At 59.6% G+C, this 23,628-nt stretch carries 17 protein-coding genes and 1 other RNA gene; 14 read left to right on the forward strand and 4 right to left on the reverse strand.

The annotated features are described in order from the left end of the window. Positions 1 to 96 precede the first annotated feature (96 nt). Genes KA261_05755 through KA261_05765 form a run of 3 tightly spaced genes read left to right on the forward strand, consistent with a single transcriptional unit; the run spans position 97 to position 2,685 of the window. Positions 97 to 1,092, forward strand: a complete 996-nt coding sequence (locus KA261_05755) for an NAD-dependent epimerase/dehydratase family protein (GenBank protein ID MBP7697296.1) — start codon at positions 97 to 99, stop codon at positions 1,090 to 1,092. Next, complete coding sequence (locus KA261_05760; GenBank protein ID MBP7697297.1) at positions 1,089 to 1,508, forward strand: hypothetical protein; 420 nt, start codon at positions 1,089 to 1,091, stop codon at positions 1,506 to 1,508. Before KA261_05755 ends, KA261_05760 begins: the two co-directional genes overlap by 4 nt. A 7-nt stretch (positions 1,509 to 1,515) precedes the next feature. After that, positions 1,516 to 2,685, forward strand: coding sequence for an aminotransferase class V-fold PLP-dependent enzyme (locus KA261_05765; protein MBP7697298.1), 1,170 nt, complete (start codon positions 1,516 to 1,518; stop codon positions 2,683 to 2,685). Here the strand turns inward: KA261_05765 and KA261_05770 are convergent, their stop codons facing one another. Genes KA261_05770 through KA261_05785 form a run of 4 tightly spaced genes read right to left on the reverse strand, consistent with a single transcriptional unit; the run spans position 2,686 to position 5,972 of the window. Continuing rightward, entirely contained in the window at positions 2,686 to 3,726 is a 1,041-nt protein-coding gene (locus tag KA261_05770; GenBank protein MBP7697299.1) for an SGNH/GDSL hydrolase family protein, read from the reverse strand. 58 nt (positions 3,727 to 3,784) lie between these two features. Next, positions 3,785 to 3,946: a hypothetical protein gene (locus tag KA261_05775; protein MBP7697300.1), complete on the reverse strand. Its 162-nt coding sequence runs from the start codon at positions 3,944 to 3,946 to the stop codon at positions 3,785 to 3,787. A gap of 45 nt (positions 3,947 to 3,991) precedes the next feature. Then, entirely contained in the window at positions 3,992 to 5,725 is a 1,734-nt protein-coding gene (locus KA261_05780; GenBank protein MBP7697301.1) for a hypothetical protein, read from the reverse strand. Between the two features lies 1 nt (position 5,726). Then, a complete protein-coding gene (locus tag KA261_05785; protein ID MBP7697302.1) occupies positions 5,727 to 5,972 on the reverse strand; it encodes a hypothetical protein in 246 nt (81 codons plus the stop codon). A 107-nt stretch (positions 5,973 to 6,079) separates the two neighbouring features. On the opposite strand from KA261_05785, the gene KA261_05790 reads away from it, so the two are divergent. The 11 genes from KA261_05790 (at position 6,080) to KA261_05840 (ending at position 23,619) form a co-directional block, all read left to right on the forward strand. Then, positions 6,080 to 7,156, forward strand: coding sequence for an SDR family oxidoreductase (locus KA261_05790; protein ID MBP7697303.1), 1,077 nt, complete (start codon positions 6,080 to 6,082; stop codon positions 7,154 to 7,156). Between the two features lie 114 nt (positions 7,157 to 7,270). Next, positions 7,271 to 7,678 carry a hypothetical protein gene (locus tag KA261_05795; GenBank protein ID MBP7697304.1) on the forward strand — a complete coding sequence of 136 codons (408 nt, stop codon included), beginning with the start codon at positions 7,271 to 7,273 and terminating at the stop codon, positions 7,676 to 7,678. Positions 7,679 to 7,775: 97 nt separating this feature from the next. Further along, the gene (locus KA261_05800) at positions 7,776 to 8,858 is read left to right on the forward strand and encodes an efflux RND transporter periplasmic adaptor subunit (protein ID MBP7697305.1); all 1,083 of its coding nucleotides are present in this window, start codon (positions 7,776 to 7,778) and stop codon (positions 8,856 to 8,858) included. Then, the gene (locus KA261_05805; GenBank protein ID MBP7697306.1) at positions 8,855 to 11,944 is read left to right on the forward strand and encodes an efflux RND transporter permease subunit; all 3,090 of its coding nucleotides are present in this window, start codon (positions 8,855 to 8,857) and stop codon (positions 11,942 to 11,944) included. Before KA261_05800 ends, KA261_05805 begins: the two co-directional genes overlap by 4 nt. Positions 11,945 to 12,343: 399 nt before the next feature. Next, positions 12,344 to 12,709: a transfer-messenger RNA gene (ssrA, locus tag KA261_05810) on the forward strand. 433 nt (positions 12,710 to 13,142) lie between these two features. Further along, positions 13,143 to 13,748 carry a serine/threonine protein kinase gene (locus KA261_05815; GenBank protein ID MBP7697307.1) on the forward strand — a complete coding sequence of 202 codons (606 nt, stop codon included), beginning with the start codon at positions 13,143 to 13,145 and terminating at the stop codon, positions 13,746 to 13,748. A gap of 14 nt (positions 13,749 to 13,762) precedes the next feature. Further along, positions 13,763 to 15,637 carry a hypothetical protein gene (locus tag KA261_05820; GenBank protein ID MBP7697308.1) on the forward strand — a complete coding sequence of 625 codons (1,875 nt, stop codon included), beginning with the start codon at positions 13,763 to 13,765 and terminating at the stop codon, positions 15,635 to 15,637. A 352-nt stretch (positions 15,638 to 15,989) separates the two neighbouring features. Then, positions 15,990 to 17,996, forward strand: coding sequence for a hypothetical protein (locus KA261_05825; GenBank protein MBP7697309.1), 2,007 nt, complete (start codon positions 15,990 to 15,992; stop codon positions 17,994 to 17,996). Between the two features lie 901 nt (positions 17,997 to 18,897). Continuing rightward, on the forward strand, positions 18,898 to 19,845 hold the full coding sequence (locus KA261_05830; GenBank protein MBP7697310.1) for a SpoIIE family protein phosphatase: 948 nt from the start codon (positions 18,898 to 18,900) through the stop codon (positions 19,843 to 19,845). 645 nt (positions 19,846 to 20,490) lie between these two features. Further along, positions 20,491 to 20,868, forward strand: coding sequence for a hypothetical protein (locus tag KA261_05835; protein ID MBP7697311.1), 378 nt, complete (start codon positions 20,491 to 20,493; stop codon positions 20,866 to 20,868). Between the two features lie 138 nt (positions 20,869 to 21,006). Further along, entirely contained in the window at positions 21,007 to 23,619 is a 2,613-nt protein-coding gene (locus tag KA261_05840) for a serine/threonine protein kinase (protein MBP7697312.1), read from the forward strand. The last annotated feature ends 9 nt before the right edge of the window (positions 23,620 to 23,628 follow it).

Here is a 23,628-nt window from a genome sequence, read left to right on the forward strand (position 1 = left end):
TCCTGGGCATCACGTATTTGACTCCGACAGAAAACCGGGCGGGCCTTTCGCCAAACGGATGTTGTCCGCGGGTGTCAATTTGTCTACATTGGCGGGGTGAGCGAGACAAAGGCAACGGTTCTGGTGACGGGGGCCAACGGTTTTGTGGGCTCGAGGCTGTGTCGCGCCTTGCAGGCGGCCGGTTACCGGGTGATCGCCGGTGTTCGGAAAACGGCCGATGTTTCCCTTCTGAAAGATGTCCCGGTTGAATACCGCTTCGGCGATCTCTCGACCGTCGAGGGGCTTCGGCCCATGGTGGCCGGAACGGACTATGTGGTGCACAACGCCGGAGCGGTCAAAGCCAAACGCGCCGCGACCTATTTCGAGGTGAACGAGGCCGGGGCGCGGCGGGTGTGCGAGGCGGTGATTGCGGAGCAGGCGCCGGTCCGGAAATTGGTCTACATTTCGTCGCTCGCCGCCGCCGGACCCTCGACCGACGGCCGCCCGGTGACCGAAGCGGACGAGCCGCAGCCGATCACGACCTACGGTCGCTCGAAGCTGGCCGGAGAGCGCGCCGTCTTGTCGTTCGCCGACCGCTTTCACGTGATATCGCTTCGGCCGGCCGCCGTCTACGGACCGGGGGACCGCGAGCTGCTGACGTTCTTTGCCGCCGCCCACCGCGGGCTTCGGCCGGTGATCGGAGATCCCAGGCGCAAACTGCAACTGGTGCACGCCGACGATCTCAGCCGGGCGGTGGTGATGGCGCTGACGGGGGGAACGCGCGCCGGGGAGGCGTATTTCATCGCCGAAGAGGAGGCTTACGCGATGGGGCGGCTGGTGGATCTGGTGGCGGCGGCGGGCGGGCGCAAGGGGATCGGCCTGCGCCTGCCGGGCGGGGTTTTTCGCGCGATCGCGGCCGTGTCGGAGGGATTGTTCCGGCTGGCCGGGGCGACGCCGATGTTGACGCGGGAAAAGTGCCGCGAACTACTGGCCTCGTGGGAAGTCTCGACGGCGAAAGCGCGGGCGGAATTCGGATTTCAGGCCCAGATAGGTTTTGCGGACGGGGCGCGGGAGACGTTTGCCTGGTATCGCCGGGAAGGATGGCTCACGTGATCAACATGACGCTGATGGCCTATTGTCTCATTGCGGGCGGGGTGTACCTGCTGGTCGTGACGCTGGCGCACGAGTGGCTGGGACGGAAGCTGGACATGGCCAAGGGCATTCCGCCGGCCCAGCGCGAGGCCTGGGGGCCGGCGGCGTTCGTGGTCGGGTATGTCATGGAAGGGTTATTTTTTGTCGCCATCCCGACTCTGGCGTACTCATTTTTCACGGCGGTGCTGCCGCTGGCGGGGATCCGCACGGGGCTCGCCCTGGCCCTAACCGGGTTCGTGCTCGGCGGAGTCCCCGCGATCATGGGCTTGTCGCTGCGCGTGAGACTCTGGATGCCGCATTTATTGTACTTCCTGCTCGGCCTGCTGCTCAAACTGGGCGGCTGCCTGGCCATCATCGGCTACCTGTACAGTCTGTGAGGACGGGATGACGACATCGACAGCGGAACAGTTCCGGGCGGTTCGCGGCGAGTTCCCCCACACGCGCGAGCTGGTCTATTTCAACTCGGCGTCATACGGGCCGTACTCGACCCGGGTGCAGAGGGCGCTGGCCGAGACGATTGCGGCGCGGGTGCGGTCGGCGGAGGACAGCACGGCGAGCATCTTCGCCATGCGGGAGGCGCTCCGCCGGGACTACGGCGCGCTCATCGGCGCCCGACCGTCCCAGATTGGGATCGGGCTCAACACCACGTTCGGACTGAACGTGGCCGCCTACGGGCTGCCGCTGAAAAAGGGGGACGAGGTGCTGCTGACCGATGTCGAGTTTCCGGCGCTCGTCTACGCATTCCGTGGGGCGGCCCAGACGCGCGGGATTACCCTGAGGTTCGTGAAGACGCGAGACCGGCGGGTCGATGTGGAGCAGCTCAGCCGCGCCGTCACCAAGCGGTCGAAAGTGCTCGCTATCTCGTGGGTGCAGTTTTTCGACGGATACCGGAACGACCTCGCCGCGCTCGGAGAGTTCTGCCGGGACCATGGGCTGTTCTTCGTGGTCGACGGGATCCAGGGAACGGGGATGCAGCCGCTGGATGTGCGGAAGCTGGGGATCGACATCTTCTCGACCGGGTGCCAGAAGTGGCTGCTCGCGCCGCAGGGGAGCGGGTTTTTCTATATCGCCGATCGCATCCGGGACCGCCTCCAGCCCCCCTCGGCCAGCTGGCTGGGCGTGGAGTGGCATCAGAAGTTCGGCGACCTGTTCCGGTACGACCGGGAGTTTCTCGCCACGGCCGCGCGGTTCGAGCTGGGCTACTACGTCGAGTTGAATCTGGCGGGAATGCGGGAATCGGCGGCGATGTTCCGCGAGTTGGGCACGCGCAACATCCAGCGCCACACCCGCGCCCTGATCGACCGGCTGGCCGATTACATCAGGGGACACAAGTTCTACCGGATCACCTCGTCGATGGAGCCGAAACACCGGTCCTCGATTTTCACTTTCACCTGCGACCGGTTCCGGGACCTGCACAAGGAGCTCTACCGGCGGAAAATCACGTGCGTGCACCGGGAGGGTTCGATCCGGATTTCGGTGCATTTCTTCAACAACGAAGACGACATCGACAAACTGATCGCGGTGCTGGACCGGTTCGCGGAAAGCGCGCCGTAGCTAGAGGCTGTCCCTGATGCAGGCTGCGATCATCGCGGCCGCGAGGCGGTGGCCGAAGTCGTTGAAGTGGGCCGGATCCACCAGGGGATCATCGAACAACCCCGGCCGGCCGGCAAAGCCCTCCGCCAGATCCACCACATCATAACCGCGGGCGGCGGCCATCTCGCGGATCGCCGCGTTGTACCGCTCGTGGTATTTGTGGAGGTTCGACTGATACCCCTTCGGGTAATAGGTCGGCAGGTCGGGGATGGGCGATGTGAGCAGGATCGGCCGCGCGCTGTCGGCGACAATCATCCGGCAGAGATCCTCGAGGTTCGCCCGGAAATCCTCCAGCCCGACCCGGTAGATCGGCGTGCGGCGGTCGAACAGGGAATCCATGGGCGGTTCGACCGCCGAGAGGATCGCTTTCTTTAGAAGGCGATAGGTGTGGAGGCGGCCGAGCGCGTTTTGAATGTCGAGCAGCCACTGCGGGGGCATACGCTGGTCCTTGTCGGCCCGGTCGCCGGCGGCCGCCCAGTGGTCGTTGAAAGCGAAGAGGATGGTGACGATGGCGGGGCGAAGGCGGGACAGATCGGATCGGTAAAAACGCTTGCCCTGCAGCGAGGTGTAGCCGGGGATACCGGCGTTGATGACCTGGAAAGAGTCGCCGAGGAGGGAATCCAGCAGCCGGGGGTAGCCGTGCTCGGTCGCGACGCCCCATCCGAAAGTGCACGAGTTGCCCAGCGTGATGACACGGGTGCGCCCCTCGGCCGGCGTGATCTCGGGGCCGTGGAGACCGGCGCTGTTGATGCGGTGGGTGCGCCCGATGAAGAAGCGGGAGGTCACGCTCTGATCGGGGCGGAAGCGCCAGAAGAGTTCGTGGTCCTTGTCGAAAATCTCGGGATAATCGAGCGCCCGGTTGACAGTGAAGAAGCGGTTCTGGAAATAGGGATCGAGACCAGCGAGGCGGACGACGCCCTCCGCGAGCGCGACAAAGAGCGCCAGCGACAGGAGCACGGCGGCGGTCCGGAAGAGCACCGGATAAGTGTCTCGCGGCGGCATGAAACCAATATATGCCGCGCGGGGATGTTTGTCAGGGGGAGAGCAGCCGGCCCCGCGGTCAGAAGAGCGAGTAGATAAAGGGGGCGAGAGCGGAGGATTCGGTGAAGAGGATCAGGGCCGACACCAGCACGAGCAATACCAGGATCGGCCCGAGCCACCACTTTCGGGAGGTCCGGAGGAAGTACCAGAACTCGGCGAGGATTTTGACTCGTCCGGCCATAACCGATTGCCTCACGGGAGATTACTCCTGCGGCGCGCAGACACTTCAGTCCTCCGCCTGCACCAAACGGAAACGCTGCCGCAGCGCTTCGGGAATCTCCTCTTTCTTCACTAGATAGTCACCCAGAAGGAGAATGTCAAGACCGCCCGAGCAGAAGGTCGCAAACGCTTCCTCGGGGGTGTTGACAATCGGGTGGCCGCGCAGGTTGAACGAGGTGTTGAGCAGGACCGGAATTCCCGTGAGGGATTTGAATTCGGCCAGGAGGCGGTACAGGGGCGGGTTGTCGGCCTCGGCCACCGTCTGGATGCGGGTGGAGTTGTCGACATGGGTGACCGCGGGAATCAGGCTGCGCTTGTCGGCGCGGACGGTGAAGTTGACGAGCATGTGGGGGGCAGGGCGGTCGCATTCGAAGTAGTCGGCGGCGTGCTCGCACATGACCGCCGGGGCGAAGGGGCGGAACGGTTCGCGGAATTTCACGGCCGCGTTGATCTTCTCCTTCATGCGGGGGTCGCGGGGATCGGCCAGGATAGAACGGAAGCCGAGGGCGCGCGGTCCGAACTCGGCGCCGCCGTGATAGAACCCGACGATGCGGCCCGAGGCGAGCGCGGCGGCGACGCGCCGCAACTGGGCGGCCCGATCGCCCGCCGTGTGCGGGATGCGGTGGGCGGCCAAAAAGGGGGCGATCGCATGGTCGAAATTCGGGCCGATCCCGAAAAAGGGTTGCGGTTGGCGAGCGGCGCCCGTGAGACAGAAGTGGGCGTACAGGGCCGCGCCGACCGCCCCCCCGGCATCGCCGGCGGCCGGCTGGATGGCGACGTCCTCGAAAAGCCCCGAGCGCAGCAGGGCGCCGTTGGCGGCGCAGTTGAGAGCGACCCCCCCCGCCAGGCACAGCCGGGACTTGCCCGTCGTCTCGCGCACATGCCGCGCCATCGCCAGGACGATCTTCTCCGTCACCGCCTGGAGCGAGGCCGCCACGTCGGCATGGAACTGCTCCAGCGGCGCGCCGGGCGCGCGGCGCGGACAGCCGAAAAGACGTTCGATGGCCCGTCCGGTCATGGTCAGGCTGCGGTGAAAAGTGAAGTATTTCATTCGGAGGTGGAGCGAGCCGTCGGCATGGACGGTGACGAGCCTGTCCTCGATCAGGTCGGCATAGCGCGGCTTGCCGTACGGGGCGAGACCCATCACTTTGTACTCCGCCGAGTTGACGCGAAAGCCGAGGTAGTAGGTGAGGGCCGAATAGAGCAGACCGAGGGAGTGCGGGTAGTGCATCTCGGCGATCAGCCGGACCCGGTTGCCCTCGCCCACGCCGTAGGAGGCCGTGGCCCACTCCCCGACGCCGTCGACCGTGAGCACTGCGGCATCGCTGAACGGGGAGGTGAAAAAAGCGCCGGCGGCGTGCGAGAGGTGGTGCGGGAGATAGAGCACCTCGCCGTCAAATCCCAGTTCCTTGCGGATGATGTGGTCGGTCCAGAGCTTGCGGCCGAGCCAGACCGGCAGGGCGGTCAGGAACGGGCGCCAGGAGCGGAAAGGGGCGGCGAGACAGCCGGTCAGGATGCGGTCGAATTTGAGAATCGGTTTGTCGTAGAAGGCCACGGCGTCGAGATCGGCTGTCGACAGACCGGTCCGGTCGAGGGCCCAGCGCACGGCGCGGACCGGCAGCTCGGGATCATGCTTGAGGCGGCTGAAACGCTCCTCCTGGGCGGCGGCCACGAGACGGCCGTCGACCGCCAGCGCTGCCGCGGCGTCGTGGTAGAAGCAGGATAGGCCGAGGATATTCATGTCAGCTCTGCCGTCGGAGCGCCTCGCGGTCGGGCGCAGGGCGGGCGACCGGTTTCCAATTGGTGGTGCGGGCGGCTTTCCGCGCGGAAACATCGAGGGGATCCCATCCGCCCAGACGCATGAGCAGGCCGAGCGGCGACAGGAGAAGGGCGTAGAGGACGGCCAGCAGCGCCAGCGTCTGTGCCCGGCCGAGCACGCGGGCGGCGCGCCTCCACCGGCCCCAAAGATACGATGCGACTTTCTTCATTTTCCGCGCGTTAATCTAATAAAAGCTGTTGTGAGAGTCGAGATTCTTTGCGTATTTCCGGGGGTCCGGCGGCCGACGCCGCGGCCCCCAATTAGCTCACGAAGCAGATGGCAACGCACAAGCGCATACTGGTCACCGGTGCTTCCGGCTCGCTCGGCCGGCAGTTGCTCTATGAGTTCACGCGCCGGGGATGCCGGCCGATCGCCCACGTGCGGCCCGACTCCGACACCTCGTACATCGATTCGCTCGGCCTGGAAAAACGGGTTGCCGACCTCGGCAACGAGGGGCAGATCGAGGCGCTGGTGCGGGACGTCGACGGGATCATCCACACCGCGGCCTGGGTCAATTTCCGCCAGGACCGGCTCACCCAGTTCGCGGGCGTGAACACCTTCGGAGCCGTGCACGTCTTCCAGGCGGCGCAGAAAGCGGGGGTGGAACGGTTTGTCCACGTGTCGACGATCGCGGCGACGGCGGCAATTCCGCGGAAAAACGGGGAGGACGGCCGTCCGGGAGGACCGCGAGTGCGGGTGACGGAAGAGACGCCGTTCAATCTCGGGCACCTGCGCATCCCGTACTTCATGACGAAGCGGGCGGCCGAGGAGGAGTTGCTGAAGCTGGCGGCGGGGGGGGCGACCCAGCTGGTGATCGTGAATCCGGCCATCATCGTCGCGCCGTCGTCGACGGGCGACGACCGGGCGAAAGCGCTGAAGCGGTTTCCCCGGCTGGTGATGCCGGGGTTTCCGAACCGGCTCAACCTCGTGGACATTCGGGATGTCGCACCGGCGATCATCGCCGCTTTGGAGCGCGGGCGGCCGAACGAGCGGTATATCCTGGCCGGGGACAACATCACGGCCCGCGAACTGGTGCTGAGCATTTCGCAGGCGCTCGGCCGGGTGCCCCATGTCATGCACGTGCCGCGCGGGGTGATCGAGGTGGCGGCCCGGCTGTGGGGAATCTGGGTGAAGCTCACCGGACGGGGCAAGCTCGCGTTCTATCCCGATCTGGTCAAACTCCTGGATTACGACTGGGCGTACTCCTCGCTCAAAGCGCGGCGCGAGCTCGGGTACACCTCGCGCTCGGTGTGGGTGACGCTGGACGATCTGCTCCACAACCGGTTTCTCGGGACCTACCTGCGGCCGGCGACGGAGGGGAAATCCGAGGCGGCGGAGAAGACGCCCTCGTGAGGCCTTGGCGGGGAAGCCGCCGTTTGTTTATATTGCCTCCCTGACATCCGTACGCCGGCGGGCTTCGTATCAGACGAGGCGCCGCCGTACCATCTCAAGCCGAAGGAGCAGGCCATGCGCAAGCTTGTGCTGTTTGTTGTCGTGGTTGCCTCCCTGACCGGCGGGCCCTCCCGTCCCGCCGCAGGGGTTATTCCCTCATGGGAGAGCCGCACCGGGAAGCTCGGGTTCATGCCTCTGTCCAACGAGGTGACAATGCTCAGGAGCGTCGACGATGCCGGCGGCGACCGGGGGTGGACGCTGCAACTGGTCTTGATCAATTCGCTTAAGGTGTTCACGACCTTCAAGTTAGAGTTCACCGCCGACTACAATTTCGACTACACGCCGGGGCAGAACCGGGACCACTATGTCGAGCTGTCGTTGGTCAAGCCGGTGACCGGGCTGGTCTCGCTGAACTACCAGCGGGTGTTGTCGACCTTTGAAGCCGAGGCGGTGAACCAGTTCGGGGTGCGGCTGGCGTTCTGATCGGGTGCGGGCCGGCCGGGAGTGTTTTCGCCTTTCTGAGGGTCTCGGGCGCGCATATATTGGTGCGATTCAAAACCGGTGAGTGTATGACAAAAGTATGAGTATCAGAAAGACGAGCAATTGGTGTCTGCTTTGGGCGGCTGTCGCCGCGGCGGCCGGGTGCGGCGACAGCCCGGGCGACGACGCCGGCCGATCCGGCGGAAACCCGGGCGGCGCGGCGATGCCCGTGAACGTGATCGTCGTGCAACCCCAGCCCCTGGACAACAAAATCTTCACAACCGGCACCCTGCTGGCCAACGAAGAGGTCGCCCTGCGCCCGGAGATTTCCGGGCGGGTGGTCGGCCTGTATATCGAGGAGGGGAAGGCCGTGAAAAAGGGGGACCTGCTGGTGAAACTCAACGACCGCGAGCTGGAGGCGCAATTGAGGCGCAAGCAGCACGAGGAGGCGCTGGCGGCTGAAGAAGAGCGGCGGGCGAATGCCCTCCTCGATATCAAGGGGATCAGCCAGGAGGACTACGACCGCACGCTGAACAAGCTCCGGATGATTCAGGCGGAGCGCGAGGTGATCGAGGCGCAGCTCGCGGAGACGGAGATCCTCGCGCCGTTCGACGGGACGGTCGGGCTGCGCTACATCAGCGCCGGGGGCGTGGTGACGCCGAGCACGCTGGTGGCCACGATGCAGGACACCGACCCCGTCAAGGTGGAGTTCTCGATTCCGGAGAAGCACGCCGGGAAGCTCGCGGTGAAGACGCCGGTGCTGGTGCAGGTCGGCGACGCGCCGGAGCGCCACGAGGGGACGGTGTACGCGGTCGAGGCCAAAGTGGACCCGGCGACGCGGACGCTGAAAGCGCGGGCGACCGTGCCGAACCCGGATGGGCGGCTGATCCCCGGGTCGTTCGCCAAAGTGGAAATTACGCTGGAGCATCTCCCCGACGCCCTGATTGTGCCGGCCCAGGCGATTGTCCCGCAGCTCGGCGGCGACCTCGTCTATGTGTGCCGCGAGGGCGCGGCCCGGGCGACGCCGGTGACGGTCGGCCTTCGGGGAGAGCGCACCGCCCAGATCATCCAGGGACTTGCCCCCGGCGACACCGTCATCACCACCGGGCTGCTGCAGTTGAACGACGGGAAGAAGGTGGCGGCGCGGCCCGAGCCGGCCGACCGCAGCCGGACCGGACTATGAACATTTCCTCCCTGTGCATCAGCCGGCCGGTGCTCGCCACCGTGCTCTCGATCCTGATCGTGCTGTTCGGGGGGATCGGCTTTTTCTTCCTCGGCGTGCGGGAGTATCCGAATGTCGACCCGCCCATCATCTCGGTCTCGACCGCGTACACCGGGGCCAACGCCGACGTGATCGAATCGCAGATCACCGAGCCGCTCGAGGAGGAGATCAACGGGATTTCCGGGATCCGGTCGCTGACGTCGACGAGCCGCGACGGGCGGAGCTCGATCCGGGTCGAGTTCGAGCTCGGGGTGGACATGGAGGCGGCGGCCAACGACGTCCGGGACCGCGTGTCGCGCGCCCTGGGGAGCCTGCCCAAAGATGTGGACCCGCCGATCGTGTCGAAGGCGGACGCCGACGCGACGCCGATCCTCTCGATGACGCTCCAGAGCGACCGGCGGTCGCTCCTGGAACTGTCGGCGATCGCGAACGACGAGTTTAAGGAGCGGCTGCAGACGATTCCGGGGATCAGCGAGGTCGGAATCTGGGGCGAGAAACGTTACGCCATGCGGCTGCTGATCGATCCGGGGCGGCTGGCGGCCCACGGCCTCACCCCGCTCGACGTGCGCGATGCCCTCAACCGGGAAAACGTGGAACTGCCCTCGGGGATGATCGAAGGGTACGCGACGGAGCTGTCGATCCGCACGTTCGGACGGATATCGACGCCGGCGGAGTTCAACGACCTGATTATCCGGGAAACGGCCGGCTCGGTGGTGCGCCTGCGGGACGTCGGCGAAGCGATCCTCGCGCCGGAAAACGAGCGCACGAGTCTGCGCGGCAACGGGGGCATTCCGATGGTCGCGGTGGCCATCACACCCCAGCCGGGGTCCAACCACATCGCCATCGTCGATGAAGTCTACCGGCGGGTGGAGCAGATCGCCCGGGAACTTCCGGACGATCTCACGCTCAATATCGCGATGGACACGACCGCGAGCATCCGCCGCGCCATCACCGAGGTGGGCGAGACGATCCTGATCGCGATCCTGCTCGTCCTGCTGGTGATCTTCGTGTTCCTGCGGCACTGGCGGACGACGATTATCCCGATGCTCGCAATCCCCATCTCGCTGATCGGCACCTTCTTCATCATGTACGCGGCTCACTTCTCGATCAACATCCTTACTCTCCTCGGGGTCGTGCTGTCGACGGGGATCGTGGTCGACGATGCGATCGTGGTGCTGGAGAACATCTACAGCAAGATCGAGCGGGGCATGCCGCCGGTCGAGGCGGGCCACCGCGGGTCGCGGGAGATATTCTTCGCCATCCTGTCGACCACGATCACGCTGGCTTCGGTGTTCCTGCCGATCATTTTCCTGCAGGGGCTGACGGGGCGGCTGTTCCGGGAATTCGGAATCGTGGTGGCCGGGGCGGTGCTCATTTCGGCGTTTGTGTCGCTGACGCTGACGCCGACGATGAGCGCGCACCTGCTGCACAAGAGCGAGCATGAAAACCGGCTCTTCCTCTGGAGCGAGCGGCGGTTCGCCGCGCTGGCGGCGGGCTACCGGCGGCTGCTGGGACGGTTCATTGAGCGGCGACTGCTCGCCCCGGTGATCATGGCCGCCGCCCTGGCGCTCATTTTCGGCATCGGCGCCACAATCCCCTCGGAACTCGCGCCCATGGAGGACCGGAGCCGCTTGGTGATCAACGCCACCGCCCCCGAAGGAACATCGTTCGACGCCATGAGCGCGTATATCGACCGCCTGATCGGCATCGTCGACACGCTCCCGGAGCGGGATGTGATCATGGCGATGACGGCCCCCGGATGGGGCGGGGGAGGCTCGGCCAACAGCGGCTTCGTGCGGGTCAACCTCACGCCGCCCGACCGGCGCGCGCGCACCCAGCAGGAAATTGCCGATGCGATCGGCGCGCGGCTCCGCGCGGAGACGTTCGCCCGGGCGTTCGTCACGCAGGAGCAGACCATCGGCAGCGGCCGCGGCCCGGGACTGCCCGTGCAACTGGTCATCCAGGCGCCGACGCTGGAGAAGCTCAAGGCGGCGATCCCGCCGTTCATGGAGCGGGCGCAGACCGATTCCGTTTTCCAGGTGGTCGATCTCAACCTCCGCTTCAACAAGCCGGAGCTGACCGTCGGGATCGACCGTGACCGCGCCCGGGCCCTCGGGATTACGGTGCGCGACATCGCCGAGACCCTCCAGCTGTATTTCAGCGGCCAGCGCTACGGCTACTTCATCATGAACGGCAAGCAGTACCCGGTGATCGCGCAGGCCGACCGGCCCAACCGCGATGAACCCCTGGACCTCAGCTCCATCTACATCCGCAACAACCGGGGGGAACTGATCCAACTGGACAACGTGGTGACGCTCTCCTACCGGAGCAGCCCGCCGCAGTTGTACCGGTACAACCGGTATGTCGCGGCCACCGTGAGCGCAGCCCCGGCGCCCGGCGTAGCGCTCGGGACGGCTATCGACGAAATGCAGGGGATCGCCGACAGCGTGCTGGACGAGTCGTTTTCCACCAGTCTGGCCGGGACGGCCAAGGAGTACGCCGAGAGCTCGAACACGCTGTACTTCGCTTTTGTGCTCGCCCTCGTCCTGGTGTACCTGATTCTGTCGGCCCAGTTTGAGAGTTTTCGCGATCCCCTGATCATCATGTTCACGGTGCCGCTGGCGCTGGCCGGGGCGATCCTCTCGCTGTGGCTGTTCGGGCAGACCTTCAACATATTCAGCCAGATCGGCATCATCGCGCTGGTCGGGATCGTGACCAAGAACGGGATTTTGATCGTCGAATTCGCCAACCAGCGGCGTGCCCAGGGACTGGGGATTCGGGAGGCGGTGATCGACGCGGCGGCGCAGCGGTTCCGGCCGATCCTGATGACGAGTCTGGCGACCGTGTTCGGGGTGCTGCCGATCGCGCTGGCCCTCGGGGCGGCCTCCAAGAGCCGGGCCTCGATGGGTATCGTGATTATTGGCGGACTTCTGTTTTCGCTGGTGCTGACGCTCTTCGTCATCCCTGCGCTGTACACCTACCTGTCCTCGCGGCGGCGGCACGAGGTCGAAGCGACCGACGCCGCGGCGGTGGCGGAGGCCGTGTAGGGGGCGGGGACGCGGCCGGCACGGCGGGATCGTGCGTCAGTCCGGTGGAGCCGCTTGCAGCGCAAGGGCTGCAAGAGGATCCCGGACGGCGGCCGCCCGGCGAGCCGGCGGGATCGCGAACCGACGGTTTGACAGCACCGGTTGACTGCGCGCTGGCGATCCGGCGGGACTGTTGGATTGCGGGCCGACGGCTTGGCCGTCCGACCTGATCGTGGGCCTGCGGCTCCGGATCGGCGGGGCGGAGTGGAACATCGGCGGGGGATTTTCGTTACAACAGTGCGGGCATTGCGTATTCCGGTCGATAGCGTATATTGGGGTTCGGCGATGACCCGCAGTGTTCTTTGACAGCTCAAGAGGCGGCGGCTTCTCTTGAGCCTGCAGAAACGCTTGTCACGATATGGGGGTGACCAGGTTTCGACGGGTTTAGCGAGGAGTTGTCGGCGTGCCGGGGATGTCTGGAGCCCCGTTACCAATTCAGGCAAACCGATAAATGGCGAAGCTAATTTCGCTATGGCTGCCTAAGAGAGAATCTTAGGTTCAGCCCGTCGCGCCCGATTTTGTCTTTCGGGTCGGGAGCCGCGGCGTCGATGACGGAAGGCTCGGTCGGCTGATGTCTCTAAAGCGGGCTTAAAGCTCAGAGGCTGGCTTCGGCGGTGGCCTGTCGATCGGCAGCGGTCGGAGCGAGAATGGTAGATCGACTACGCACGTAGTTCGGCGGCTTGGCGTTAGATTCGGACGGGGGTTCGATTCCCCCCACCTCCAAATCATTGTCCCACACTAAGTTACTATGACACAAGGGGTGGGATGATTTGCCTATTCCCCCCACCCCTCTTATCCCCCAACGAATTATCAACGACTTGCGATGACGTTGGTCACGATTTCGTCACACTCGACCAAACCAGATCATAGTTAATATTGGTCTATATATCGCCGCCATGCATACAAGTCGCGCTTGCCTTACGTCTCCCCAGTTATGAGCATCACTCTTCGGACCCGGATCCATGCTAACATGCTTGAACAATGTGATCCGATAGGGCCAGAGTCAATTGAAGTCATTCATCTCAGTTACCATTTCGACGGTACGGCATCCCGGATATCACCTGTTAACTTGTTGCCCGGATTGTCAATAACTTCTATATTATAGCAGGCCTTAGGCAACCGGCGGAGTCAGTCCGCCACTACCGGGAGATTGTCGATCGTGCCGGAAAGCGATTCAGACGACAAGACCCGATCGTGCACTCAGCTTCAGAAGGACATCCAGATCGGGCATTATCGCATCATCGAGCGCATCGGCGCTGGTGGCATGGGGGAAGTGTATCTGGCTGAGGATACGGAGCTGAATCGAAAAGTCGCACTCAAGTTCCTTCCTCCCCATCTCTGTCAGGATGCGGACTGTCGCGCCCGGTTCAAGAGCGAAACGCAGGCGGCGGCGAGGCTCGATCACCCTAACATCGTTGCGGTTCATGAGGTCGGCGAGTACCAAGGTCGGCCGTTCTTCTCCATGCAGCACATCGAGGGGCAGTCGCTCAAGGAAGTGATTTCTGACAGGTCAGTTCCTATCGATCGCGTTCTCGAAATTGGGATTCAAGTGTGTGACGGTCTTCAGGCGGCGCACGAAAAGGGGATCACCCACCGTGACATCAAGCCGTCGAACATCCTGATCGATTCGCACGGCAGAGCGCGAATCGTCGATTTTGGTCTGGCGTCTGTACTTGGACTGGATCACAAAGAACAGCTGTTGTATCTACATGACGATTTGAGAGGAGAGCTAACCAGATGTCCCGTAATCGTGCCTCACAGTTAGTAGTTCTATTGTTCTTGCTGAGTACCCTTTCTGGGCTTGGAAGGGGACAGGAAGCGCAGACGGTCAATTGGCTCTCTTTTGATGAAGGCCTCAGACTAGCCAAAGCCGAGGGGAGGCCTCTGTTCCTATTCATAGGAGGTGAAGGCTGTCCAGAGTGCCCTCAGTATGAATCTGAAGTCATCCTTGGCGAAGACCTGCTTTCTGATCGGTGGGTGACGGCCAAAGCGCTGAAGATGTCGCAGTACGAGATCATTGGCTCACTCCAGGTCTCTCCGGAGGATATAAAGCGTTTTCCTCTGCCTGAACAATTCAAATCAATAGAGCTACCTGCAGTAGTGATGATAGCAATATCGGGTGAGGTCTGCGGGCCATACGTGGGACCGTTAACTCGAGATCAGCTGTACTGGACAGCGTCGGCAGTAGAGGATTGGAGCCTTCTTAACAAAGAAACCAGGAAGAAGCTCACTCGACATCCGTACAGCGTGGATGAGGTCGCACAGACGTCGAAGGGTATCAAGCAGTTGGGTAGCCCGCTTCTTGGGGCTCCGTTCGGTGGACCCCTTGTTCATTCTGACACAAGTTCAACCAAGCAGCAGCCACTTACGTCGATTTTCGGAGGGGCACAATCTGGCGAAGTCAAGATCAGCGGGGCTGGAGGACAACTCGACGAATTGGCTGCGGCTGTCGCAGCCCACCCCGACGATTCAGACAGCCGCTGGAAGATTGCAAATCTCCTGGAATACCAAGGTAGGTATCGGGAGGCTCTCACTCATTATCGGTGGATCGCCGGGGACTCCGCTCAAGTGGGGATTAGCGATAAGCGCCGCCGCGAGGCGAAGCTCCATTTGGCCACATGCGAATTCCTGGAACAGGCGGCGACGAAGGGAAAAGCATCTTCAGCTAACAAGGGAGTCTCCGAACAGGTTGCTTCAGGGCAGGTCGTTCCGAAGGGCAATCCTGAGAGTAATATTGTGCAGTCGGTGTTCCCGGAGTCTGCTCAGGAATATTCCACTGACCGTCCGGAATGGGGATATCTGGAGCACCTGGTCGCTGCTGTAGCCGTGGCAGGCGGAGTGACATTGGCTGGAGGGAATGATTCTGAGATACAGTCGGCCCTCAGTTACCTTTGCTACTGGCAGTCGTCACCGTTAACGGACGACGCTGAGCTACGAAATCGCATAGTCGCGGGAATAGTGTCGTATCTGGTTTCAGAGATATCGGGGAAGCAATTGCGGCCAAGGGTGGATTCATTGATGAGTGAGGCAGGATACGAGACGGTGGAAGTGCTACCTCAAGACATGCCTGAAAGCCCAGAAGCGTCGGCAATGGAACAGGAGTTCAAGACGACACCAGCTCCGAGTCAGCATGCTTATGAAATCGGTGGTCGCCTAAGAGTAATCGAGGTGAGTTCCGGTAATAGCATTTCTGGCACGTATCAGTACGGGGTTGATACATCCTATGTAAACATGGGAGTTGGGCAAGTGAATAGGACAGCGACGACATTGACAGTAGACGGAACGGAAATCAGATTTAGCAAGTCCACTACCATGTATTGGCCCGGAGGACCTATGCTCAATTCCTCGGCGTTTGGACAAGTAATAAAGGTCAGCAACACGGCCTTCACATCAAGAATACTTGAAATGGGCACGGGTCGACTTGTGAACGGGGTCGCGGATGTCACTTGGGTCACAACTACCGATACGGAGGCTCACATCTGGGAGGAAGTATCGGGAGATAAGACGACAAGAAAGAATGTGCCCGCAAGTACTGATCGTCGTGAAGGTCCACACTTCACGATAACGGATATTCACCTCACCGAGAGCGGCGATTTACAGGTAACAGGAAAGTACAATGGTGTTTCGTCGACTACGATCTGGAAGCGCAGGTAGAATGAGTCGGTGTCAGGTTGCCTGCACGAAAGTGCGTCTTGTATGTTGTTTCGTCAATCTCGACTGAGGGCGAAACAAACGATTACTTTTGCCAGGTGTTGGCTATGACTATTCATGACGCTGAGATTTCTTGCGAAAAGTAAGAATACGGCGGCCAATGCGGGAGGTTTGTATGCGCCGAGAAGATCGAAAGCTCAATGTAACGTCTATCTGGCCCTTAGTCCTTGCTTTCTTGGGCCTCTGCGGATTTTGTTCGGCTGATTGCCAATATCGATCGCACAATGAGCAGGTGGCGCGACAGGCTTTCCAAGACGCCTTAAATGATTTCCCTTTCAGCAAGATTCAGGAGTGCTTGGATGACCCCCTTTTTCAAGATTCTCTCGCAAATCACCCTGATGTCTTGGCGATGATTCATCTCTTGAATTCGAAAGCAGCCAACAATACTGAACTCAACGAGAATTCTGAGGGTTACAGTCCTGATCTGGAGTCATCGAACTCTGGCAGAGTTCGAACCCCGTACAGAGTTCATGTGGACGAAAGCGGGGGTACGCATTACTACGTCGGGGAGTCAGGAAACGGCAATCAGACGAGCTGGACGGAAGTTGACTACGACCCGCGCCCCGAGGGTGAAATAGGAGAATTAGACGAAAACGGAGATCGCGTCGGCCTATCTGGCCGCGATGCTGGTTCTGGCATTGGTTTCGGCGGTCACGAGGCAAGTGAATCGGGTGCAAGCGAAGATCCTGAGCATTTCTTCTGTGGGATGTTGTTCGCTTCGTCTTCCCTAACAGACACAAAGGCGTCCAATGTCATGGCAATGGCTGGTTTGGTCAAGGCGGTATCCTCGTTGCCGTGCAATGTGAAACTCGATTTGGCCGAGCCTCTCGGCGAAGCAGGTGCTCCAACCATCATACTAACGAGGAATGGCGTGAACGTTGCGACTATGTCTGGCGAGGACGCTAGGGATTTGGATGACTTTCGCAGTGAGATACAGCGGTATCTATCTGACGCGGAAGCCTACAAGAATTCTCTTAGTAACCAGAAGAGAGATCAGCAGGAATTCAGTGAATGGTTGAGACAGGAAATGAACAATCTTCGTAGAGACTGGGAGGCAAACAGGAAGGCGAGTGCTCAGAGCAGTCAAAGAAATACTGTTCCGGCGAGCGGCTCCAGCCCAACAAGCTCGAGCACCGAATCAGGGCGCGCCAGTTCTTCACCAAGTACACCGTCGGATCAAGCTAGCCAGACTCAGCGAGTGTGGCCGAGCACGACTCGGATGAGTGATCTTGAGGGAGGTATCGCGATGCTTGATGTAGACGGCCATCCATTCCTCCGGTTTGACACTGACGAGGGGCTCAAGGAGTATCATGATACAGATAAGAATGGCAGGGTTGACTTTGCCGCGAAGTACAATGACGATGGCAGTGCGAGATTCGAGAGTGACACTGACGGTGACGGTCGACCTGACTTAGTCTCTGAAGTATCTCCGAGTGGTAAGGAACAATACTCATACCCTGAAGACAATCCAGCTGTTTCACCGGTAGAGAATCCACACGCCTCGACGGACATCTCTTCAGCTGTCACTCCGAAGGACTATGGTCATGTGTCCCACTTCTACGACAAAGCAATCCCGGGAGCTATTGCGTGGGTTGAAGGATCCGATGCCCGTGGAACTCCAGTTGACCTAAATGGAGACGGCACATTCGGCCCAAACGATGCCATAATTCAGGAAACCGAGAATGGGTGGAACTACGTCCCAATTGACGATAATTCAATGAGTGCGTCGGGAGAGATAGGTATCGACGGTCAATCCGGTTTTCGTTCAGATCATGGAATTTCTGGTGGGGTCGTCCATAGCGAACCTATGCCAGCTATACCGGCGGGTATTGATCCCGAAGAGTATCTCACTCGATACACAGATCTTAGGGATGAGGAGTATGCGGCGGACAGACTCTACATCAGTGACGAGGAAGCGGGACACTATCTTGAGAGTCAATTCATGAACGCCGGTTTGGACGTATTGACAGGTCATGCGCTGGGAGCCTTCGTCACCTCTGTAACCGGGGGAGCAATCGCCTCTGCAGCTTCCCTTGGCGAAGTCTTGCACGCCGGTTCCTCGTTATACGATGCTGGCGACGCGTTCCTTGCGTCAATGAACGGAGATGCAGATCGAGCGAGACTAGTTGATTTCTACGAGGACGAAGGGAAGTGCTATTTGGGTCCTGATGCGAGCACATGGTCGGAACAACAGGTTCACCATGCGGCTGAAGATCGGGCAGACAAGTTTATCAAGTATGTGGACGCGAGGAAAAGGCAGTACGAGGCCTTTCAGGATCTTATGCAGCTCTTTGGCGAATGACAGATTGAACTCCTTGAATCGGTTTCCCGTAAGCAGGATCGAGTCATCGCTGAGCTTGAAGTCACAGTCGGCAGGACCGAACTCGATCCTGTGTGAATTGCCACAGCGGTCATTGCGGTCAGGAGTTGAATGTTGTCTATCGCAGTCAGAAGGGGATAAGGGAAGGTGACATGAAGACTGCAAAGCAAGGCGCTGATCAAATAGCGCTGCCGTCCACAACAGCATTCAACCGTGATCTGACACTCACAATCTGCAACTCCTGCAGTCAGACTGGTGACGATAGAAGCTCGGCGCGGTATCGGAATTGCTCGTTTTCTGAGTCGTCGCCTTTGATCTCGTGTCTGGTATACGGAACAATGGTGCTACATCACGATTGTCTTTTACGAAGTCTCAACGAACCTGGCTCAGTTGATTGTCATGAAATGGGCAGAAAGCAGCCATCCAGTGAATCGTAGCTAAGGAGCCTTGATAATGTCGCGCACTTGAAGAACTGCCGTCGGATTGTGGCAGGCGCTGAAGCGTACCGTGTTGGTGGTTGGAGTCGCGGTTTCAACGTGATATTGATTGACCCGGATCTTGCCTCAGCGTACATTTTCGCGCAACAGATGGCGTAGTGATCGTACCCAAATACTGACTGTATTGGTAAGTAGGAGCGTCCATGAGTGATAATCTTGATGACGACGTTACCAAGAGCATGATCCGTCTAGCGGCTGGCCGGACGACCGCCATTTCACGGTGCTGAGTCAGACCGGGGCAGGGGGCATGGGCGAGGAATATTCGTCAGCGAGGATGTGACCCTACCATGTATGCATTAATCGGAAGGGAGCGAGGAGATCGTCTCCGCTGGGCTCTCAAAGCCGGCACATATGCAATTGGACGACGGGATGATTGTGATCTCTAGTTGTCGGATTCAACTGTTTCCCGAATCCATGCCTCAATCGAAGTGTCCTCCGACGGTGGAGCGACGGTCACTGACCTGGGAAGCTCTAACGGCACCTATCTGAACGGGAGAAGGATTTGCTCCCCTGCTAGTCTGCCGCTTGGCAGCCTTCTCGGTGTCGCTAACGTTAAGCTCCTCTTTGTTGACGACAATGTGTCAGATGCCATCTCGCACACCATGCTCGATTTTCAAGAAGACATCGATCGGGCGTCGCGAATTGAAAGGAAACTGATTACCAGGTCACCAGTTTGCCCCGAGGGCTATCTGTTGTCATCCTATTTGGATCAATGTAGTATGGTTGGCGGTGACATGTACGATGTAACTCAACTGGCCAGTGGGGACACAGCCATCATGATAGGTGATGCTGTCGGCCATGGCATCGGCGCCTCAGTGTTGATGGCTTATGTACTCGCCTCCTATCGTACTCAGTGCTACCTGGGGGACTTCGAACCGGGCAAGGCGATTGCGGTCATATCTCAGCTGCTGTACCAATACACTGATCCCTCACATTTTATTACCGCTTTGATCGCTGTCTTGGAAGGTGGAAGCGGTCGGCTGCGATATGCAAATGCCGGCCACAACTCTCCAATCATAGTACGCTCAGACGGCTTAACAGAACGGTTGAATGCGACCGGCACTCCTGCTGGCATACTGGATGGTCTGCAGTGGAACGAAGACGTTGTCAGACTTAACCGGGGGGATTTGCTATTCCTTTTTACCGATGGATTGATCGAGACCAGCCGTGGAGGAGAATTGTTTGGCGAGGAGCGACTTGTCTCTGCGCTCTCGGCCGCCCGAGACGAATCGCCGGAGCGAACCATCAGGCTCGTGAATGAGGAAGTTCAGAAGTTTGCGGGCGATGGAGTCAGGGACGACGACACAACCATGATGGCAATCAAGAGGCTGTAGATAGGCACCTCGCGAGCGTCTCACTTGCTGTGCTCGTAAAGGACAGTGCCTACAGAGGTGCTGTCCGCAGTTTGACTTTGCCAGAGATTACACGAGAGCGCGGGAAGCGGTTGGATAGACCTCGAACCGGCCTAATGATGTTGGGCGGTCGAATTCGTTTTGCGCGGAGTCGGTCAGACCAAAGTATGAGGGTCGAAACCGAAAAGGCGTCACGTTTTGGTCACAGGGACTGGAATCTCATAGTTGATGATGTCTAGGATTGTCATTCGAAGTCGATGGAGTCACACACTGAATCCGGTTCACTTCGCTCCACTCTGCCTAGTGTCTCCCATCATCGCTTTGGTTCCAGCTGTTCACGGGTCGTTGTCCCGCGCCAGTCTTTTTGACTTGTTGCCCTTATTATCCAAAACAGCTATTTTGGAGAACGCGTTTGACAACCGGCGGCTCAAAGACCGCCAGAACCGGAGTCTGTCGATCGTGCCAGACAGCGACTCAAACGACATTACCCGATCGCATGTGCAACTCGCACACGGCAGCATAATCGGGCATCTCCGGACAATCGAGAAGATCGGCGCATTTGACGGTGAAAGAAATTAGGCGTCAGGGAATGCTTGGAGCCTTGCGCGAACGAAAGGAGTATGAGTAATGATTCAACTGACTATGAAGGCGTACCGATGGACGGCGCTGATGCTTATGATCATTGTTATCATCATGGGAGTTATACATCTGGCTCTTATCAGATCTGGCGGACAGGCACTGAGCTTCTTCTTGATGGAGGATGTATTCCTAGTAGCAATCCTGCTGTTTTTGCTGTCCATGGCTGGTCGACTTCGGGCCCGCGCTGGGACCTTTACAGCTTTTAGGATAATCGCGGGACTGGCGTTCCTATTGAACGCTTATAACGGGTTTGCACACCCCCGAGGTCATGGTTCGGGGACTGACTGGGTGGCGGTGTGTACGGTCGCTTCAATTAGCGGAGTTTTCGCGCTGATCGTGTCTCCAAAATGGGATGCGGTGAAGTAAGAATTGGTCTCATATAGCGCCACCCGAACGCGGTATTGCCTGATCAATCGGCTTGCTTGGTAACAATAGAGAAGTGTATAATCTCCACTGAGAGTCGCTTGAACGAGAACCTTTCACGTGTGATCAGGAACGGCACAAATGGGTGAGAATGATCAGGACGATAAGACGCAGACGTTTACCAACATAGCTGCGGGAAAGTCTGTCGGCCATTTCACCATAGAGAAGCCCCTTGGTGCCGGCGGAATGGGGACTGTCTTTCTCGCTAAGGATACGGAGCTCGATCGTAGGGTCGCCCTCAAATGCCTGTCGCCAGAACTCGCTGCAGACGAGCAGTTCCAGGCCCGATTCCGTCGTGAAGCCAAAACGCTGGCGAATCTGAACCATCCCAATGTAGTGGCCATCTACGAGGTGTTTCAGTTTGAGCAGCGGTCATTTATTGCCATGGAGTATGTTGATGGCCAGCCGTTGGACAGAGTGCAAGACCTTACCCTTGAACAGAAATGTCAGTTGGCGACTGAAATCGCTGCCGGTCTCAAGGCCGCTCATAACGCAGATATTGTTCATCGCGACATCAAACCTGCCAACATACTTGTGTCCAGGGACGGAATGGCGAAGATACTCGATTTCGGCCTTGCCCGACGAGAGAGCGACGAGGATATCAGGCGAACCGGAACTACTGTCGGTACATTTGCGTACATGTCACCTGAGCAAGTCAAGGGGTCGGCAATCGACAAACGCTCCGATGTCTTCTCGTTCGGTGTGGTTCTCTACGAACTGATACTGGGTCGGCGCCCGTTTCGTGGTGAGTATGCCGCCGAAGTCGCTCATAAAATCGTGTCTGAGCCGCCGTCGGCGATCGATTCGGTGAAACAGGATGCTCCGGTGGAGCTTCTGCGCATTATTGGGCGGTGCTTAGAGAAGAATCCGGTTGATCGATATCAGGATATCGGCCAGACACTGGATGATCTTCGTCACTTTCAGCGAATGTGCCAGCAACCCACTCTGACTTCAGGAGGGCAGTGGGTTACCGGCACAGAAACAAAGGGCCAAGCGGTTACCGAAAGCGCAGAGTTCTCGCAAATTCCCGCGCATCCGCCACTCCCAAAGAAGTCCGTTCTCCTGGTTGCCTTCGTAATCGCAGTAATCGCGCTTGTGCTGCTATTGAGTCTCCCTCTTCGTCAATATGATGGCGAGAAGGCGATCACGATCAGCCCGACTGAGGCAGAGGTTGGGGCACTTGATCTTCTGCGTCGAGAAAAGGTAAGTACCCTTGGCTTTGAGATTTACACTTTTGCTCAGTCCGACAGGAAGGCGCACAGTATTCTGGATCAGATGGGTGTGTCGGGCAAGCCTCTGGAGAACTTTCAATCCTGGGGGCCAACGTCCTGGTACAAGACCGTTGCCGTGAGCGCAGACAAGCTTGAGAAGTACACCGTTCTGACCACGCGACGCGGGAAGATCTTCTCGTACGCACATACCTTTCGGCCTGATATGATATCCGATACACTCGCGCTCGACTCTCTACGCTATCGTGCTGAACGTGCCGCTGAGAGACTCCTCGGCGTGAATATCGCGACACTCTCAGCAATGCGGCCCTCTCAGTCGATGGTAGCGGGACAAATGGTGACAGAGTTCCAATGGGTCTCCGCTGATTCGCTTCCAGGATCCGCCCAAGGCGAACTTCGAGTCTCGTTCGCCGGCGCGGAGTTGAGAAGTATCGGGTTACAGGCGCTGTTCCCAGAGGTGCTGAGCAGAACGGCGGCAGAATCCCCGGTGGTGGCAGGATTCATGGCAGTGTTGCTAACAGTCTTGGCCGCCGGGTTGGTGTATGTTACAGCCATTGTTCGCAAAGTATGGAGTCTTCCATCTTGGCGAGCCGTTGCCGTAGTTGCCTGTCCGATCGTGTTGGCTGGTATTATTCTCTTTCCATGGGCCGGTCGGGTTATGATTGAGTCGGAGTCGACGTCCGAGGTTTTTCGGATTTTGCCGCCAACGCTTGTTGCGCTTTTCAGCATTCTAGTGTCAGTGATTGGTGCCGGTGTCGTATGCTTGACCTTCATGGCGGCGTTTGGTTTGCTGCGGTTGACGAAGCCGACATATTTGTCGGGACTGTCATTGGCACCAAGTGGATACATTGGGATGAGAACTCTCGCAATATCGTCTGCAGTTGGCTTAGTCAGTGCAGCCCTTGTGGTCGTAGTGCGCGGTCTGTATATCCATACGTTGCTTATCGTACTGGGAAAGAACCTGCTCGACTCTCTTGTCTCGTCGGACTCATTCGGCGTCCGCCTGCCTATGCTTGTAGACGAGGTCAGCGACCTAGTCGGGTATCTGGGGGTCATACCGTTGATCATTGCTTCGACGATCGTACTCGAGGATCAGTTGCGCTTTGGAAGGTTAGCCTGGTTGATAACAGCTATGGCCTGGTTCGGACTTACTAGTGGCTTCTTCGCAATGGAGGCAACATCGAATTGGGTAAACCTCTCGAATATTCTCTTTGTCACCATGGTGCTGTTTCTGGTGGTGAGATATAGTCTTCTTGCGGGTATCATGGGAGCGATCGGCTATGACATTCTACGTCACGGGTTATATTACAAATCCTTCGGAACGTCATACTACCAAACGCTGGGTTGGTTTTGGATAGTACTATGGCTCTTGATCGCGACTTTCTCCGTATACTATGTGGTGGGCAGAATGGGTGCTGAAGCTAAGTCGGAGGAGGCGATCCGTCCGGAAGGCGGAAGAACCTAAGCTCGTGAG

It is taken from the genome of Candidatus Zixiibacteriota bacterium, from assembly GCA_017999435.1.
Classification (GTDB): domain Bacteria; phylum Zixibacteria; class MSB-5A5; order GN15; family FEB-12; genus JAGNLV01.

Coding starts and splice junctions, on each gene's coding strand:
- KA261_05840 (MBP7697312.1), top strand. CDS start 21,007: ATGGGTGAGAATGATCAGGACGATAAGACGCAGACGTTTACCAACATA.
- KA261_05790 (MBP7697303.1), top strand. CDS start 6,080: ATGGCAACGCACAAGCGCATACTGGTCACCGGTGCTTCCGGCTCGCTC.
- KA261_05800 (MBP7697305.1), top strand. CDS start 7,776: ATGAGTATCAGAAAGACGAGCAATTGGTGTCTGCTTTGGGCGGCTGTC.
- KA261_05785 (MBP7697302.1), bottom strand. CDS start 5,972: ATGAAGAAAGTCGCATCGTATCTTTGGGGCCGGTGGAGGCGCGCCGCC.
- KA261_05805 (MBP7697306.1), top strand. CDS start 8,855: ATGAACATTTCCTCCCTGTGCATCAGCCGGCCGGTGCTCGCCACCGTG.
- KA261_05775 (MBP7697300.1), bottom strand. CDS start 3,946: ATGGCCGGACGAGTCAAAATCCTCGCCGAGTTCTGGTACTTCCTCCGG.
- KA261_05770 (MBP7697299.1), bottom strand. CDS start 3,726: ATGCCGCCGCGAGACACTTATCCGGTGCTCTTCCGGACCGCCGCCGTG.
- KA261_05795 (MBP7697304.1), top strand. CDS start 7,271: ATGCGCAAGCTTGTGCTGTTTGTTGTCGTGGTTGCCTCCCTGACCGGC.
- KA261_05765 (MBP7697298.1), top strand. CDS start 1,516: ATGACGACATCGACAGCGGAACAGTTCCGGGCGGTTCGCGGCGAGTTC.
- KA261_05780 (MBP7697301.1), bottom strand. CDS start 5,725: ATGAATATCCTCGGCCTATCCTGCTTCTACCACGACGCCGCGGCAGCG.
- KA261_05835 (MBP7697311.1), top strand. CDS start 20,491: ATGATTCAACTGACTATGAAGGCGTACCGATGGACGGCGCTGATGCTT.